The organism is Gordonia metallireducens, from assembly GCF_021245825.1.
Classification (GTDB): Bacteria; Actinomycetota; Actinomycetes; order Mycobacteriales; family Mycobacteriaceae; genus Gordonia; species Gordonia namibiensis.
The window spans coordinates 174125-188321 of record NZ_JAJQJP010000030.1; the positions used below are offsets into that span (position 1 = coordinate 174125).

16 protein-coding genes are annotated in these 14197 nt (G+C 65.8%); 12 read left to right on the top strand and 4 right to left on the bottom strand.

The window, feature by feature from the left end; all coding sequences use genetic code 11:
• Positions 1-16: 16 nt before the first annotated feature.
• Both LQD00_RS12200 and LQD00_RS12205 read right to left on the bottom strand, forming a co-directional pair.
• Positions 17-757 carry a DUF6081 family protein gene (locus tag LQD00_RS12200; RefSeq protein WP_232717484.1) on the bottom strand — a complete coding sequence of 247 codons (741 nt, stop codon included), beginning with the start codon at positions 755-757 and terminating at the stop codon, positions 17-19.
• A 105-nt stretch (positions 758-862) separates the two neighbouring features.
• Complete coding sequence (locus tag LQD00_RS12205; protein WP_232717485.1) at positions 863-1870, bottom strand: AraC family ligand binding domain-containing protein; 1008 nt, start codon at positions 1868-1870, stop codon at positions 863-865.
• Positions 1871-2275: 405 nt separating this feature from the next.
• On the opposite strand from LQD00_RS12205, the gene LQD00_RS12210 reads away from it, so the two are divergent.
• The 11 genes from LQD00_RS12210 to pcaDC all read left to right on the top strand — a co-directional run bounded on the left by LQD00_RS12210 (position 2276) and on the right by pcaDC (position 11379).
• The gene (locus tag LQD00_RS12210; protein ID WP_232717486.1) at positions 2276-3685 is read left to right on the top strand and encodes an aromatic ring-hydroxylating dioxygenase subunit alpha; all 1410 of its coding nucleotides are present in this window, start codon (positions 2276-2278) and stop codon (positions 3683-3685) included.
• Complete coding sequence (locus tag LQD00_RS12215; protein ID WP_232717487.1) at positions 3682-4269, top strand: 3-phenylpropionate/cinnamic acid dioxygenase subunit beta; 588 nt, start codon at positions 3682-3684, stop codon at positions 4267-4269. The genes LQD00_RS12210 and LQD00_RS12215 overlap by 4 nt, the downstream gene beginning before the upstream one ends.
• Positions 4266-4577 (top strand): hypothetical protein, encoded by a 312-nt coding sequence (locus LQD00_RS12220; RefSeq protein WP_006867081.1) that lies wholly within the window; start codon positions 4266-4268, stop codon positions 4575-4577. Before LQD00_RS12215 ends, LQD00_RS12220 begins: the two co-directional genes overlap by 4 nt.
• Entirely contained in the window at positions 4574-5356 is a 783-nt protein-coding gene (hcaB, locus tag LQD00_RS12225) for a 3-(cis-5,6-dihydroxycyclohexa-1,3-dien-1-yl)propanoate dehydrogenase (protein ID WP_232717488.1), read from the top strand. The genes LQD00_RS12220 and hcaB overlap by 4 nt, the downstream gene beginning before the upstream one ends.
• A 41-nt stretch (positions 5357-5397) precedes the next feature.
• Positions 5398-5595: a ferredoxin gene (locus LQD00_RS12230; RefSeq protein WP_006867079.1), complete on the top strand. Its 198-nt coding sequence runs from the start codon at positions 5398-5400 to the stop codon at positions 5593-5595.
• Positions 5592-6782: an NAD(P)/FAD-dependent oxidoreductase gene (locus LQD00_RS12235; RefSeq protein ID WP_232717489.1), complete on the top strand. Its 1191-nt coding sequence runs from the start codon at positions 5592-5594 to the stop codon at positions 6780-6782. The genes LQD00_RS12230 and LQD00_RS12235 overlap by 4 nt, the downstream gene beginning before the upstream one ends.
• On the top strand, positions 6779-7510 hold the full coding sequence (locus tag LQD00_RS12240; protein ID WP_232717490.1) for a class II aldolase/adducin family protein: 732 nt from the start codon (positions 6779-6781) through the stop codon (positions 7508-7510). The genes LQD00_RS12235 and LQD00_RS12240 overlap by 4 nt, the downstream gene beginning before the upstream one ends.
• Positions 7511-7582: 72 nt before the next feature.
• The gene (gene pcaH / locus LQD00_RS12245) at positions 7583-8299 is read left to right on the top strand and encodes a protocatechuate 3,4-dioxygenase subunit beta (protein ID WP_232717491.1); all 717 of its coding nucleotides are present in this window, start codon (positions 7583-7585) and stop codon (positions 8297-8299) included.
• The gene (gene pcaG / locus LQD00_RS12250) at positions 8292-8903 is read left to right on the top strand and encodes a protocatechuate 3,4-dioxygenase subunit alpha (RefSeq protein ID WP_232717541.1); all 612 of its coding nucleotides are present in this window, start codon (positions 8292-8294) and stop codon (positions 8901-8903) included. The genes pcaH and pcaG overlap by 8 nt, the downstream gene beginning before the upstream one ends.
• An 11-nt stretch (positions 8904-8914) precedes the next feature.
• Complete coding sequence (locus tag LQD00_RS12255) at positions 8915-10240, top strand: lyase family protein (RefSeq protein ID WP_232717492.1); 1326 nt, start codon at positions 8915-8917, stop codon at positions 10238-10240.
• Positions 10237-11379 carry a bifunctional 3-oxoadipate enol-lactonase/4-carboxymuconolactone decarboxylase PcaDC gene (pcaDC, locus tag LQD00_RS12260; protein ID WP_232717493.1) on the top strand — a complete coding sequence of 381 codons (1143 nt, stop codon included), beginning with the start codon at positions 10237-10239 and terminating at the stop codon, positions 11377-11379. The genes LQD00_RS12255 and pcaDC overlap by 4 nt, the downstream gene beginning before the upstream one ends.
• Before the next feature lie 2 nt (positions 11380-11381).
• Here the strand turns inward: pcaDC and LQD00_RS12265 are convergent, their stop codons facing one another.
• Positions 11382-11774 carry a carboxymuconolactone decarboxylase family protein gene (locus tag LQD00_RS12265; protein WP_232717494.1) on the bottom strand — a complete coding sequence of 131 codons (393 nt, stop codon included), beginning with the start codon at positions 11772-11774 and terminating at the stop codon, positions 11382-11384.
• Between the two features lie 19 nt (positions 11775-11793).
• Entirely contained in the window at positions 11794-12564 is a 771-nt protein-coding gene (locus LQD00_RS12270) for an IclR family transcriptional regulator (RefSeq protein ID WP_232717495.1), read from the bottom strand.
• 144 nt (positions 12565-12708) lie between these two features.
• Between LQD00_RS12270 and LQD00_RS12275 the strand changes: the two genes are divergently transcribed.
• Complete coding sequence (locus LQD00_RS12275; RefSeq protein WP_232717496.1) at positions 12709-14154, top strand: 3-oxoacid CoA-transferase subunit B; 1446 nt, start codon at positions 12709-12711, stop codon at positions 14152-14154.
• Positions 14155-14197 lie beyond the last annotated feature (43 nt).

Here is a 14197-nt window from a genome sequence, read left to right on the forward strand (position 1 = left end):
CCGATTTGTGCTGCCATTATGCACTACTGGGCATCTCGATCGTCAGGTTGCGCCAGCGTGCGGCGAGCCCCTGGCCGCGCAAGGAGACACTGCCACTGTCCTGCACCGGATGCAGGGTGAAGACCCCGAAACCCACCTGCACCTGTCCGGGCACTTCTGCGTCGTCCACCCAGTACACGCCCTTGCCGTCGACCTCCCACACCACCGACCGCGCCTCGCGATCGAGGGTCACCGAGTAGCGGTGCTCCGCGCCGGGTTCGACGGCGAGACCGCTCAACGGAGCATCGATGCAGTGGGTGAAGGGCGTGACGACACCGGGGAACGGGAGACGTTCGTGGATCGCGAAGATCCGATCCGAGGTCGCCGCGAGGTCGAACACCCATCCGCCCTGGAGATCGAGAACATTGAAGGCCGCAAAGCCGTCCCGATAATCGTGGGCGGTGGCATTGAGCCCCTCGGCGGCCATGGTCACCGAGAACCGGATCTCACCGCTCTCCGGCACGTCGAAAGCCTCGGTGGTGAACACCAGGTGCTTCGGATTGTCGATTATTTGGACGACGTGATCGTGATTCTCGAACTGCTCGATGCGGATGGAGAACGTACCGTCGCCCACCACGACCTCCGCATTGGGCTCGGCGCACACATGGGTACTCCCGTCGGGCATCGGGTATTCCAGGAACATCCACTTGTCGGTGTCGAGTTCGGTGCCCGTGAAGTCGTCGTACGGGGCGGAGGTGATTTCTTCGGTGGTGGTCATCTTCGGTCCTTTCGGAAGAGGCATGCGCGCGGATCACCGGCGCACGGGCCGTCGACATCGCAGCCCGGGGCGTGCGATGCGGTCGTTGAATGGGCTTGCGTACGGTCAGTTCTCGTCGAAGAGACCGAACATCCCGGTCTCCATCAGTGTGGCGATCGTTTCGCCGGCCGGCGTCAGGCGCATCGCCGCGCGGGTCTCGACGAGGAATGCGCGATACCCGTTCGGGACGTCCTCGGCCGGACCGTGGTGGACGATCCCCTTGGGCGTCCACATGATCGTTCCGGGTACGTCGACCTCGCCATACCGGCCGGGACCCGCCACATAGAAGATGAGTTCGTCGAAGTCGGCGTTGTGGTGGATCGGCGGACGCGGACTCTCGCGGTCGCTGAGATTGAACATCAGCACGCGACTCGAAGCGTCGTCGAACAGCTTCGGAGGGAAGGGCCCGGTCTGCTCGAACGTCAGGTGCGGCACGTTCTCGAACGAGAACCGGCGGACCACCGGGCCTTCTCCGGTACCGATGCACGGCATGGGATCGACATCGAAGGTGTAGATCGTGGTGTCTTTGCCATGCCGGATGATGACCTCGAACGGGCCGTCCTGACGTGGCTGTGGATTCGGCTCGGGAATGTCGACATGCTGGGTGACGTCTAGGGCCACCGGCGGCTGCGGATCGAGCACCATCTCCGAGGCGGTCACCACGACGATCTCGCGGATCGGCGTGCTCACCGATGCGAAGCGGTAGGTAACCGCTCGCGGCAGGAGTACGAAATCGCCTGCGGCGACGTCGAGTACGCCGAAGTCGGTCTCCAACCGGCCGGCGCCCTCGAGGATGTAGTGGATCTCGTCGGCCAGCACGTTGCGCACAGCGGTGGACGAGCCCTCGGCGCGGTAGGACAGCTCGATGCTGACGTCATCGCCCTCGAGGACGGCAACCGGGAGCTCGCCGGCACCTCGGAACAGCTCATCGGCAACAGCGTGCACGTCCATCCGACGCGGGGCGTAGGTCCCCTTCACCTGCGCGTATGGCGGGGCATAGTGCGACCGCAGAATGGTTCCCACCGGTCCGGCGAAGCCGTTGCGCGTGTACAGGTCGACAAAGGGCTCGGTCATTGATTCTCCTCAACCGCTACAGGTAGTTGCGCTCGGCCACCGCGTGCCATCCGACACTCCCCTTCGGCCACCATGAGCTAAGTCACAGTGAACACATTTGTTGAACCTTTCACAAGCGGCGCACAGTTGGTTTCTGCTGTGCAGAGGTCTCGAACTTTTCTCGCGTAGACCTCGCGAGCACCCCTGAGATACCTGATACATGCAGCGTGAGCTGCACTTTCAGCTCTCATGTCCCGTCAGCCCCTTGCGGGTCACGGCCATTCGACCGGAGGCCCATGTTCCAGCGTTCCCGCAGGTAGATGGAGACGCGCCGGGCTCTTGAGCCCATAGAGCAGAGGCATTGACACCAATTCATCTTCACAGCAGACTCTCGGCTCATCCCCGATCACACTGAAACGAGGTCACATGCGCGACGCCGACGACGTTCTGCGAAACGTCCGAAAGGGCATGCTTCCCGCCCACATCTACAACGACGCCGAGGTGTTCGCCGCCGAGAAGGAGCGGCTGTTCAGCAGGTCCTGGATGTTCGTGGCGCACGAGTCGGAGATCCCCGAGGTCGGCGACTACGTCGTTCGTCGGGTGGTGGACAACTCCTTCATCGTGAGCCGCGACCAATCCGGCGAGGTCCACGCGATGTTCAACATGTGTCTGCACCGCGGCATGCAAGTGTGCCGCGCCGAGCAAGGCAACGCATCCCATTTCCGGTGCCCCTACCACGGCTGGTCATACAAGAACGACGGCCGCATCGTCGGACTGCCCTTCCACAAGGAGGCATACGGGGGCGAGGCGGGGTTTGCCAAGAAGGGCCAGCGACTGCTCCCTGCTCCGAGTCTCGCGATCTACAACGGTCTGATCTTCGTCTCGATGGATCCCGAGGCGCCTCCATTGCGAGAGTTCCTCGGCGACTTCGCTTTCTACCTGGACTACTACACCAAGCAGAGCGGGAGCGGCGTCGAGGTGCTCGGCCCGCAACGCTGGCGGGTCAAGGCGAATTGGAAGATCGGCGCGGAGAACTTTGCCGGCGACATGTACCACACCCCGCAAACCCATACGAGTGTCGTCGAGATCGGGCTGTTCCGTGAACCGAAGGCCGAAAAGCGCAAGGACGGCAACACCTACTGGGCCGGCAAAGGCGGCGGAACCACCTACAAGTTGCCGCCCGGAACTTTCGAGGAACGGGTCGGTTACGTCGGATACCCCGACGAGATGATCACGCGGATGAAAGAACAGTGGACCCAGGAGCAGATCGACGTCATCGGTCGCGACGGCTTCATGATCTCGGCAGCATCGCTGTTCCCCAATCTCAGCCTTGTCCACAACTGGCCCAAGGTCGGCGAGTCCGACGACGTGCTCCCGTTCATCTCGTTGCGCCAGTGGCAACCGATCAGCGCGGACGAGACGGAGGTCCTCTCGTGGTTCGTCGTGGACAAGGAGGCGCCCGAGGAGTTCAAGAAGCTCTCGTACAAGGCCTATCTCATGTGCTTCGGCAGCAGCGGCATGTTCGAGCAGGACGATGTCGAGAACTGGGTCTCGTTGACCAACACCGCAGCCGGCTCAATGGCTCAGCGTCTACTCCTCAACGGCCGGATGGGCATGCTCCACGACGACAGCCCGGTGGTGGCGCCGCTGACCGCCGACGAGTTCGCCGGCCCCGGCGTCGCCCACGTCGGTTACGGCGAGTACAACCAACGACACCTCCTCAACACATGGGCCGACCACCTCGATATGGAACCTCCGCAGGTCGCCCAGATCCGGGTCGGCGCACCCGAACTCGGTACATCCTGCGATTCGAGCACAGTGGAGACCTCGGCATGACCACACACATCCCCATCCGATCCGATCAATCCCCGCTCGGCCAGGACGCCGCTCGCACCGAGGCCACCGGACCATCACTGCCGTTCGACGACGCGCGACACCTGACGGCGCACAAGTGGTTGGTCGACGAAACCTACATCCTGGATCACCAGGACTACGAGACCTGGCTTGACTCGCTGAGCGAGGACATCCATTACTTCATGCCCATCCGGATCACCACCGCGCTCAACTCCGGTTACGACACTGCAAAACGCATGGCCCACTTCGACGAGGACAAGTACTCGCTGAGCAGGCGCGTCGCGCGCTTCCACACCGAGCACGCCTGGACCGAGGACCCGCCCTCGCGGATCCGCCATCACCTGAGCAACGTGCGGACCTTCGCCACCGACACGCCCGACGAGTTGATCGTCGAATCCGCGGTCCTACTGTTCCGGAGTCGTGGTGATGTCCGCGAGGCGTCGCTGATCTCTGCGGGTCGCACCGACCTGCTGCGCCGGGAGGGCTCCGTGTGGCGACTTGCCCGTCGCCACATAGCAGTTGACGAGTCGGTGCTCCGCACCCAGAACCTGGCGATCTTCCTGTGAAGCTCTCTTGGGAGGGGGAAGCAGAAGACGCCGCTGCCAACGCGCTTGCCGGAGCGCAGCTCGCCGGGCTTCAGGAACACCAGGACGGGCCCGCACTGACGATCGGCAACGAGTTCTCTGAGATCGAGGTGTCGAAGGTGCTGACGCGCAACGGCGCTCGCATCCTCATCCGCTCACCGCGGTCCGGTCAGTGGATCACGCTCGACCCCCTCGAGCTCGAAGCCCTCACCTGGCAGAACGACGCAACGCTCTCCGCAATGGTCGGGAGTCCGTTCAGCCCGCTGATCACCGAGGAGGACCAGGCATGAGTGGGTGGCTGGACGGAAAACGCGCTCTGATCGTCGGCGGCGGATCGGGTATCGGACGGGCGGTGGTCGAGACATTCTGCGCGGAAGGGGCCCGGGTGTCGGTACTCGAGATCAGCGAGGACAAGTGCCGAGCACTCGAGTCCGAGCGACCAGAGGTACTCGTCATCGCGGGTGACGCGACAACCCTCGCGGCGAACGACGCCGCCGTCGCCGCGACGGTGGATCGCGACGGCGGTCTCGACGTCCTCGTCAACTGCGTCGGGGTATTCGACTTCTACCGGAAGCTCGCCGAACTCGACCCCGAGACAATGGGTTCGGCCTTCGACGAGATGTTCTCCATCAACGTCAAGTCCCATCTGTTCAGCGTGAAGAGCGCCATGGATGAGCTTGCCCGGTCGAAGGGGAACGTGATCCTCACCGAGTCCACCTCGTCCTACTACCCGGGACGGGGTGGGACGCTCTACGTGGCCTCGAAGTTCGCGGTCCGCGGGCTGGTCACCACCCTCGCGTATGAAATGGCACCCGACGTCCGGGTCAACGGCGTCGCGCCGGGCGGCACGCTCAACACCGATCTGCGGGGCCTGTCGTCCCTGGGGATCACCGCCCGAAGACTCGACGGGCCCGATCGCGCGAGCGAGCTCGCCGGCCGCACTCCGCTGGCCGTCGCGCTCTCGGGCGCCGATCACGCGTGGAGTTATGTCTTCCTCGCGTCGGACCGGGCGCGTGGAATCACAGGTCGCGTCATGCATTCCGACGGCGGCATGGGAATCAAGGCCTGATCACGCCTCGCGCGTGACTGTCTGTTATCTGGAGGACGCACATGGCTGTGCTGAAAGTTGATCTGAGTGCGTGCCAGGGGTACGCGAATTGCGTTGTCGGAGCCGATGACTACTACGACCTCGACGACGATGGTCTTGTCGTCTTGTTGCAGGCCGAGGTCGGCGACGGTGAACGCGCGCGTGTCGAGGCCGCAGCCAAGAGCTGTCCGGTCTCGGCGCTGTGGTTGGAGGACGAATGAGCACTCGCGTGGTCATCGCCGGCGGTTCGGTGGCCGGGATACGCATGGCGAAGGCGTTGCGGCAGTTCGGTTTCACCGGGACCATTCAAGTCTTCGAAGCCGAGCACGAGGTTCCTTACGACAAGCCCCCGCTGTCCAAGCTCGCCGTCGACTCTGATCCCCACGTACCGCTGATCACCCGGTCGGAGGCCCAGGACCTCGGGGTCGAGCTCCATCTCGGTCGCGCCGTGGCCGCCGTCCGGCCCGGTGACGACGAGATCGATCTCGACGACGGTGCCGTCGTCAGATACGACCACCTCGTCATCGCCACCGGCGCAAAGGCGCGTCCGTCGCCCTGGACCAGCGACGGCGTCTACGTGCTCCGCGGCATCGATGACGCGCGGACGCTGCGCGAACGCCTGACGACGTCACGCAGACTCTTGATCATCGGTGCCGGCTTCATCGGCTCCGAGGTGGCCGCGCTCGCGCGCGCCAACGACCTCGAGGTGACGATCGTGGACAGCGCACCGATCCCGATGGCGCGAGTCGTGGGCGACGAGCTCGGGAAGAGGTTCGTCGATCTGCACCACGCGCACGGTGTGACAACGAAGTTCGGCGTGGCCGTTCATGACATGACGCGCGCAGACGGCTCGATCCGGACGCTGCTCTCGGACGGCTCCGAGATCCGCACCGACACCGTCCTCGTCGGGATCGGCGCATCCCTCAACACCGAATGGCTCGCCGGCGCCGGGCTTGCCGACGCCGAAGGCGTGCGGTGCGACGAATACGGTCGGGCGCTCGGCCACGCGAACATCTCGGCGATCGGCGACGTCTCGGCATGGTTCCGTCCCAGTACCGGGGCGCACAGCCGAATCGAACACTGGACCAACGGAATCGAGCAGGCCGCAGCCGTCGCTGCACGACTGGCCGGCAAGGAGGACACACCACCACACGACCCGGTGGCATACGTGTGGAGCGATCAGTACGACTGGCGCATCCACCTCTTCGGGATCCGCCCCGCCGGCGTCGATCCCGAGGTCACCGAGGAAGCTGATCCGTTCCGGCTGGTCGCGGTTTGGAGAGACGGGAGCGGAGAGGTCACCGGCGGGATGGCGGTGAACTGGCCCCGTGAATCGGTCCGGCTCCGCAAGTCGATCGCGGCGCGCAATGCATCCCGTGCGTCGTCGCACGAAGCGGTGACCGCATGAGCGTCCTCTCGCACGCGGATCTCCGCGAACAGATCGCGATCGGTTGCCGGGTTCTCGCCGCACGGGAACTCGCTCCCGGAATCCTCGGACACATCAGTGTCCGCATCGACGAAGCGCGGGTGCTCGTCCGGTGCCGCGGACCCCGCGAGCGGGGTCTCGCCCATACCACCGCTGACGACATCCGCCTGGTGACGATGGACGGTTTTCCGGGCGCTCCTGGCGAACTCGACGAACACCGGCCGCCGGCCGAGCTCCCGCTGCACACCCGTGTGCTGCACCATCGTCCCGACGTCAACTGCGTGGTCCACGCACACCCCCGGGATGTGGTGGCTGCCAACCTCGCCGGGCTGCCCATCCTGCCGATCGTCGGCGCCTACGACATCCCCGGAGCGGTCCTGGCACACGGCGGAGTCCCGGAGTACCCGCGGTCCGCCCTCATCCACACCGAGGGACTGGGTGACGAGGTGGCGACGGCACTGGGTGACCGTCCGGTCGTCGTCATGCGCGGCCACGGCCTCACCGCCACCGGCGGGTCTGTCGAGGAAGCGGTTCTGCGAGCAGCCTCGGTGGCGACAATCGCCTCGCTCTCCTTGGCGGTCGTCGCGGCCGGTGGCACGGTCCGCCCCATACCGCCGGAGGACCTGGCCGACCTGCCCGACCTCGGCGGCTCGCTCAACCTCGACACCGCGTGGCGGCACGAGGTGACGCGCCTGAACCCCGGCGACTGACGTGGTTCGGCGGCCCCGGTCGCCGAACCACCGCTCGTTTCCCGCCCTAGAGAGAATCGACAGCGAGATCCCATGTTGCACTTGCCTCCCGGATACGAAACTCACCACACGAAGGTTCCGGCCGCCTTCGCCGACTACCGCACCACCGTGTTGCGTCATCCCAAGCAACCGCTCAAACTCCTACCGCACCGCCTGACCGAACTGAGCGGGCCGGTCTTCGGCGAGGACCGCCTACGCCCCGGTGACAGCGACCTCACGATCGCCAACGGCGGCGAGGCGCTCGGTCAACGCATCCTCGTCCACGGAAGAGTACTGGACGGTGACCGAAAGCCCGTCCCGCACGCGTTGATCGAGATCTGGCAGGCGAACGCGGGTGGACGTTACCGGCACACCGGCGACAACTGGCCGGCGCCGCTGGATCCGCATTTCAACGGTCTGGGTCGGTGCATCACCGACGCCGAGGGCCGCTACACCTTTACGACGATCAAGCCGGGCCCGTACCCGTGGCGGAACCATGACAACGCCTGGCGCCCCGCGCATATCCACTTCTCGTTGTTCGGGACCGCGTTCACACAACGCCTGGTGACACAGATGTACTTCCCCGACGACCCGATGTTCTTCCAGGACCCCATCTTCAACGCCGTGCCGGCCGAGGCGAGGCACCGGATGGTGAGCATCCCCGACCACGACGCCGACGTCGAGAACTGGGCTCTTGCCTTCCGTTTCGACATCGTGCTGCGCGGGCGGGAAGCCACCGTGTTCGAGAGCGAGGACGACCATGATGACTGACCACGTGGCACCGGTGTACGAGGTAACCCGCGGGGATTTCACGACCGCGGCCTACGGCCCGACGCCGTCACAGACGGTGGGACCGTACTGGCACATCGGCCTGCTCTGGGATGACGGGCCCGACGTCGTGTCCGGTGACCATGCCGACCGCATCACCGTCGCGATCACCGTGGTCGACGGAGACGGGCAGCCCGTCGCGGACGCGATGGTCGAGACGTGGCAGGCGGACGGCGAGGGTCGGTTCCCGGTGCGGGACGGTGGGCTGACGACGTTCCGGGGCTTCGCACGCAGCCCGGCCGACGGAACCGGCACCGCGATCATCCACACCGTAAAACCCGCTGTGTTGCCGGCCGAGGACGGGCTCGTCGAAGCCCCGCACATCGACGTCTCGATCTTCGCCCGCGGAATGCTCGATCGCCTGGTCACCCGCATGTACTTCCCGGAGGACACCACCGCACACGCGCTCGATCCGGTTCTCTCCACGCTCTCCGGGCACGACCGTCCCAAACTGATCGCCACCCGTGTCAACGACGGCTACTCATGGACGGTTCATGTCCAGGACTCCGACCCCCTGGGTCGGGAGACACCCTTCTTCGTGGTCTGAGAATGGCATTGATGTCGACCCGAGGCGAGCTCTTCGATCCCCTGTTCGGCGCGGACCGTGTGGGCGCAGAGTTGTCCGACGAGGCCTGGGTACGCGCCATGCTCGACGTCGAGGCCGCCCTTGGCCGGGCCCAGGCGACGATCGGGCTGCTCAGCGCGGAGCAGTGTGCCGCAATCGAGACGTCGGTGGCCGAACTCGGCGCTCCCGGTGGTGTCGACATCGCCGAACTGGGGCGCGCCGCCGTCAACGGGGGCAACCCGGTCATTCCTCTCGTGAAGATCCTGCGCGAGCGGGCGACACTCCTCGGCGTAGAGCCCGAACTGGTTCATCAGGGCGCGACCAGCCAGGACATCCTCGACAACGCTCTGCTGCTCATCCTCCGTCGCGGTGGTTCGATCGTCGTCGACGATCTGCATTCCGCGGCTGACGCCGCCGCCGACCTGGCACACATCCACCGGGAGACGCCCATGGTGGCACGCACCCTCGGACAGCAGGCCCTGCCGTCGACCTTCGGTCTACTCGCCACCACATGGTTCACGTCCCTCGATCGTGCCGCCACCCGCCTCGGCGCGGCGTTGTCGGCAGCGCCCGTTCAATTCGGCGGCGCCGCAGGAACTCTGGCAGCATCTCACCCGCACGGACTCCGCGTTTCCGACGCCCTCGCCGACGATCTCGGGCTGTCCCGTGCGGTGGCGCCGTGGCACACCGACCGCACCCCGGTCCTCGAGATCGCCACGGCGCTCGGGGTCGCCGCCGCCGCGGTGTCCAAACCGGCCACCGACATTGTCGCCATGTCATCGACCGAGGTGGCCGAGGTCGCCGAACAGAACCCCGGCGGCTCGTCGGCGATGCCCCACAAGCGGAATCCGACGGCGGCCGTCACTGCCCGGGCTTCGGCACGTCGCGCACCCGGTCTGGTCGCCACCGTTCTCGCGAACTCCGACCACGAATTCAACCGGGCCGGCGGACCATGGCACGCCGAGTGGGAAACCCTCACCGGTCTTCTCGGCTGCACGGGCGGAGCGGCGTCCCGACTCGCGACCAGCCTCCAAGGGCTCGAGGTGGACTCGGACGCGATGGCCCGGAATCTCCAACTCACCGGGGGACACATCCTGGCCGAACGGGTCACCGCGGCGCTCGCCCAGGTCACCTCGGAGGCAAGGGATATCGTCACGCGCGCAGCACGATCAGGAAGCCGTCTCAGCGAATCGCCCGAGATCACCCGCCACCTCGATACCGCACGAATCGCCGAACTCACTGACCCCACCAACTATCTGGGGCACGCCACCGACCTGGTGGACCGGGCCCTGGCCGCACGCCGAGGAGAGATGTCATGACAGTCGAACTCGACCACGAACAGTTCGGGGACCCGGATGCTCCCGTCGTCGTTCTCCTGGGCGCGCTTGGCACCGACCTCTCGGTCTGGGAACCTCAGATCAGCGCGCTGTCAGCAGATTTCCGTGTAGTCGCGGTCAACCTCCGGGGTCACGGATGGTCGTCGGCGCCCGCCGGACCGTACTCCGTCGCCGATCTCGCCGGTGACGTCCTGACCCTGCTGGACACCCATCACATCGACAGTGCTCATTTCGCCGGCGTCGGCCTGGGAAGTATCGTCGGTCAGCACGTCGCTGCCCATCATCCGGCCCGCACCCTCACTCTCACCCTGATCGCCGTCGGCGCCGCAGGAACGTCTGCAACATGGGCCGAGCGTTCCCGACTTGCCCGCGAACACGGGATTGCCGCGATCGTTCCCGAAGCGATCACCGGCTGGGTCACCGAAGGTCTGGCGAAGAACGCCCCCGAACTCGTCGACCGCCTCCGTGAGACATTGTGCCGAATGACGCCTGCGGCGTACGCGTCCTGCTGCGATGCGCTTACCGAATGGGACGGCGGCGCACATGATCGCGCCCGCATCGTGGCCCCCACGCTGGTGCTGGGCGCCACCGCACACGACACCGGGCCGGGAAGCGTCGCCCGCCAGTGGGCGCGAGAGATCGCCGGCAGCAGGTTCCACGCGGTCGGGGCGTGCGGCGAACTCGCCAACCTCGAGCAGGCGGGTCGGGTCACCGAGTGCCTGCGCCGGCACCTCAGCGCGGAGTTCACAGACACCTACACGAACGGAATGACCGTCCGGCGTGCGGTACTAGGCGAAGCGCACGTGGACCGGTCCATCGCCGAGAGCACCGAATTCACCGCGCCCTTCCAGGATTTCATCACCCGAACGGCGTGGGGCGACATCTGGTCCCGTCCGGGGCTCGACCATCACACCAGACGGCTCCTCACGTTGGCGATCCTCACCGCGGTCGGCAACGAGCACGAACTCGACATGCATATCCGGGCCGCCCTGCGCGCCGGCGTCGACCCGGAGCTGCTCGTCGAGGTTTTTCTCCACACCGCGGTGTATACGGGCGTGCCGAACAGCAACCGGGCATTCGCCCTCGGCAAGAGGGCGCTCGCCGATCACGCTACCGAGTGACCTCAGGCGTCAAAGACCTGCTGGGCCACCTTCATAGCCGACAACGCCGCGGGCGCGCCGCAGTACCCCGCGGTGTGCACGATCGCCTCGACGACCTCGTCCCGCGTCAGACCGTTGTTTAATGCGGCCCGAACATGTCCCGCGAGTTCCTCGTGCGCTCGTAGGGCGGTGAGCATTCCGATGTTCAGCAGGCTCCGATCACGACGCTCGAGACCAGGTCGGTTCCATACGGCGTCCCAGACGTGTTCAGTTACGAACTGTTGCAGGACAGCCGATTCCGTTCCTTCGGTGCGGGCGAGCACCCGATCGACGAACTCGTCACCCATCACCTGCCGGCGGACGTCGAGCCCGTCCCGAAAGGACTGAGAGGCGTTGTCGAAGCTGTTGTCAGACATACACTCATCGTCGCAGATCTCACGATCGCAATCGACCGGTGAGCAGATGCGCCCGTTCGAGCAGAAGTACACCCATCTCGCCGACCCGCTCCGGCCGGAACCTCGTCTCGACGCCGGTGAGACTCAGCGCCCAGGCCGGCCGTCCCGCACGATCGAAGACCGCCGCACCCAAACCCCAACTTCCCTCGACGAGCAACCCAGGGTTGAGCGCGTAGCCGGTCTCGCGGGTCGACTCGATCCGCGAACGAATGTCGGCATCGGAATGTGCTCTGCCCCAGTTGCCGAGAAGGTCGACTCGGGACAGGTACTCGTCGATTTCGCGCGCCGGGAGATGACTGAGAATCGCCAGACCGGCCGACGCCACGCCCAGCGGGAACCGCACTCCCTCGTGAAGCACGTGAGACCGCAGCGGGAAGCTCCCCTCCTCACTCAGCACGCAGACCGTCTCGTCACCCCGGCGGGCGGACAGGAACGCGCTCTCCCCCGTTTCTCTCGCGAGACGAGCGACCACGTCGTGTGCCTGCTCGCCGATGTCATATCGTGCAGCCGCTCCCGCGCCCAGCAGATAGAGTTCCGGCCCCAGTGTCCACCTGCCCGTGCCGCGGTCACGATCGACGAGTCCTTCTGCGGCCAGGGACATCAGCAGTCGGTGCACAGTCGGGCGTGCCAAACCTGTCGCCAGACCGAGCTCGGTCGTCGAGGCCCCAGCGGGCTCGGCCGCGCCCACCGCCCGCAGGAGCGCTCCGACGCGCGCGACGACGTGCGGACGCTCATCACTCGTTGCGTTCACAGAATGAACGTAGCTGACGCAGATGCTCACCGTGCGAGCAGCTCACGAGTGGGTTGGCCGTACATATTGCACTCCAGCGCAACGACATTGTTGAGTCATACGAGAGCGGACGATGTCTGCTGACCGAACGATAAAGGAGAAGTGTTGTCGTCCAAGGTGTACGTGTCAGTCGCCGAAGCAGTGGCCGATGTCCGGGAGGGAGCGAGTATCGCGGTGGGCGGTTTCGGGTTGTGCGGCATTCCCGATGCGCTCATCGACGCACTGGCGGAGTCGGCCGTCACCGGTCTCGAGGTCTTCTCCAACAATTGCGGCGTTGACGACCACGGTTTGGGAGTGCTTCTGCGCCAAGGACGTATCCGCCGGGTCACCGCGTCCTATGTGGGCGAGAACAAGGAGTTCGCACGCCAGTACCTTTCCGGCGAACTCGAAGTGGAACTCACCCCCCAGGGAACGCTCGCCGAGCGACTGCGGGCGGGCGGAGCGGGTATCCCCGGCTTCTACACACCTGCCGGTGTCGGCACCCCTGTCGCCGACGGCGGACTACCCTGGCGCTACGCGGCCGACGGATCGGTCGCCCTGGCCTCACCACCCAAAGAGACCCGGGTCTTCGACGGCAAACCGTACGTCTTCGAGGCAGGGATCACCGCCGACTTCGCGCTCGTGCACGCGGCGGTCGGCGACACGGACGGCAACCTCCTGTTCCACAAGTCCGCGATGAACTTCAACCCGCTGGCTGCGATGGCCGGCAAGGTCACCATCGCCCAGGTCGAGCGTCTCGTCGAACCCGGTGAGATCGACCCGGACGCAGTGCATCTACCCGGTGTCTACGTGCAGCGGATCGTCCACACCGGACCGCAGGAAAAGCGAATCGAGAAGCTCACCGTCAGCGTCCCGTCCGATCAAGGCCGCTGCGTCTCCACCGCATCGGCTCCGGTCGTCGGATGGACCCGCGACCAGATGGCCGCCCGCGCCGCTACCGAGATGACCGACGGCGAGTACGTCAACCTCGGCATCGGCCTTCCAACGCTCATCCCCTCCTACCTCCCGTCCGATGTCCGGGTGACCCTCCACTCGGAAAACGGAATCCTGGGCACCGGCGGTTATCCGGCGGCGGACGCGGTCGACCCCGACCTGATCAACGCGGGCAAGGAGACCGTCACCGTGCGGGACGGGGGCGCGTTTTTCGACTCGGCCCGCTCTTTCGGCATGATCCGTGGCGGCCACATTGATACCGCAGTTCTCGGCGGCATGCAGGTGTCGTCCACCGGCGACCTCGCGAACTGGATGATCCCGGGCAAGATGGTCAAAGGCATGGGCGGCGCCATGGATCTCGTCCACGGCGCGTCGCGCGTGATCGTCCTGATGGAGCACACGGATCGCGCCGGGAACCCGAAAATCCTCGACACGTGCACCTTGCCCCTCACCGGCCAGGGGGTCGTGAACCGGATCATCACCGATCTCGGCGTCATCGACGTGGAGGATTACGGCCTGGTGCTCCGCGAGCTGGCACCCGGTGTGGCCGTCGAGCACATGACCACCGCGACCGGCGCAACCCTGCACATCGACATCGACTCACAACCGATTACGTAGACCCACCAGAAATGGCCAAACCCAGCACCTCGAGGGGTGCTGG